1 protein-coding gene is annotated in these 2,303 nt (G+C 68.9%); it reads left to right on the top strand.

The genetic code is table 11. The annotated features are described in order from the left end of the window. Positions 1–132: 132 nt before the first annotated feature. Positions 133–2,085, top strand: coding sequence for a hypothetical protein (locus tag GXY15_01090; GenBank protein NLV39812.1), 1,953 nt, complete (start codon positions 133–135; stop codon positions 2,083–2,085). Positions 2,086–2,303: the final 218 nt, after the last annotated feature.

Here is a 2,303-nt window from a genome sequence, read left to right as displayed (position 1 = left end):
GGCGGGCACGAGATGGCCGCGCTTCGCTCGCCATGACGAGCCGCCACCCGTCATTGCGAACGAAGTGAAGCAATCTCGTGCCAGCAGCGCGACGGCTAACGCCCGTCCTGACAAAACTGCGGAGACGACATCATGACCGGACTCACGCTTCTGTTGACGGCGGCAGCCTTGTGCGCTGCACCGTCCTTCCCCGACTATGCGGCGACGGCGCACCGGGAGGACTGGCTGCGCCATCCGGTGCTGGGCGACCCGTCCTTTGACGCGTTCACGCGCCTGCCGGGGAACCCGGTGCTGCGGGGGACGCCGCCCTATGAGTGGCCCGTGAACGGCTTCCTGTTTGAGGACCCGGCCTCGGGGGATTGGTTCCTCTATGTGGGGCGCTACCTCAAGGGCTACGCCCTGTCGGCGGAGCACGCCACGCACTGCCTCGTCCTGCGCTCCGGCGACCGGGGGAAGTCCTGGGAGACCGTCGGCCGCGCGCTGCCCGACCACACCCACTTCTTCGAAGGCGAGACCCACCCCATGGGCAACGCGCCGGACGTGTCGGTGCTGTTCGCCGACGGCAAATACCACATGGTCTACGACTGGACCACCCGGAACACCGACTGGTCAACGATCTTTACGCCCTCCGCCGACACGAACAGCGGGGTGGGCTATGCGTGGGCAGGCAGCCCCCGGGGCCCCTTCCACCCCTCCCCCCTGCCCATCGCCACCACGCGCGCGCAGACGCCGCTCTTGGGAAAATACCGGCGCATGTACGCCTCCACCCTGCTCCGCCGCGCGCAGGACTGGCTCGTGCTGACGCTGACGGACTCGGGGCCTCATTTCGGCTGGGCACTGGCCGCCTTCACCGCAAAGTCGCCGGAAGGCCCCTGGAGCGCCGCGACCCTGGTCCTGCATCCCGAGCGTCCGGCGTGGCACCCTCCCCTGCTCGAATTCTTCCCCGCCTTCGCGCATGACGGCTGGGTTTATGCCCCCGCCACCTCCGTGGCACGCAACCGCAACTATCAGGCCCTTTTCCGCGCGCCGCTGGAGAAGGCCCATGACCCCGCCGCCTGGGAACTCTTCCAGGCGGGCTCCATCTGGCATGCCGAGCCCGTGGAGGCCGAGACCAAGGGGATCTGGGGACAGACCTTTTCGGGGTTCGTGGGGAAGGACGGCATCTTCACCGTCATGTTCCCCTCGCGGGACGCCGCCGGAAACGGCACGATCCACCTCGCGTCGCGGCCCTGGGATACGCCGTTCCGCGAGCGCGGCTTTGTCCTGAGCGGTCATGACGGGCCCTCCCTCACCCTGCTCAAGCACGGCGTCGCCGCAGGCGCTGTGGAGATGGGGGCGACCCTGCGCGGCACCGCCCTGCTCGTCTGGAACCACACCGGCGTCCTCGACCCCAACAAACCGTCCTCGGACGCCACGCCCCACGCCCACACGCTTGCCGGATTCTCCGGCTTCGAGGCGGGGCCCAAGGGCTGGCGGCTAGTGCAGGTTGCGACGGACGGCACGGAGGCCGTTGCGGCGTCCGGGGACGCCCCCGTGCAGGGGATCCATGCCTTTTCCCTCGCGTGGGCGGATGGGAAATGTGCCGTCCTTCTGGACGGCCAGCCGTTGTGGGAGGGCTCCTTCCCCGCGCCGGACGGGAACCTCGGCCTCCTCGCCCGCGAAAACACCCATCTCGCCGTGGACCGCTTTGTTGTCCGGGGGGAAAGGAAACCGGGCCGTGTGTTCTGGGGGTGGCGTGAGGGGCTACTGGGCGCGGCGCAGAAGTCCGAAGACTGGAAAGAGGTCGCCGACCCCGCCAGCCGTTCCGGCTCCCATGTGGTCTCCACCCGGGCGGGGCTCCAGGCCAAATGGAACATCGAGGGCAGCGGGTTCTCCCTGTGGGCCCCCGCCGGACCCGGGTTCGGCGAGGCGGAGGTGTTCGTGGACGGCGGAGCTGCGGGGACTTTCAGCGCCCGCGCGGAGGCAGACACCCCCTCTACCCCCCGGTTTACCCTCCAGAACCTCTCCCCCGGACGGCATACCGTCATTCTGACGACCGGCGAGGCGGCGGTGCCCCTCGACGCTCTGGAAGTCAGAGGGGGCTGAGGGAGGAAAGGAAGGCCGGGAAGAAACCACCGATGAACGGGGATGAACACCGATACCGGCCAGAAAAGCGCCAAAAGGCAGGCGGGGACCGGAGGATTGGCGGGGACGAGATTGCGTCACTTCGTTCGCAATGACGGGTGGCGGCGCGGTGTCGGGATCGGGGAACGGGGTCAGGAGGCGGCGCGCCGGGCCTGATTGCTTTCGAGGACCTTTTGCCG

The sequence above is a fragment of the Candidatus Hydrogenedentota bacterium genome (assembly GCA_012730045.1).
Taxonomy (GTDB): Bacteria; Hydrogenedentota; Hydrogenedentia; order Hydrogenedentales; family CAITNO01; genus JAAYBR01.
This window is presented reverse-complemented; position numbering and strand designations above follow the sequence as displayed.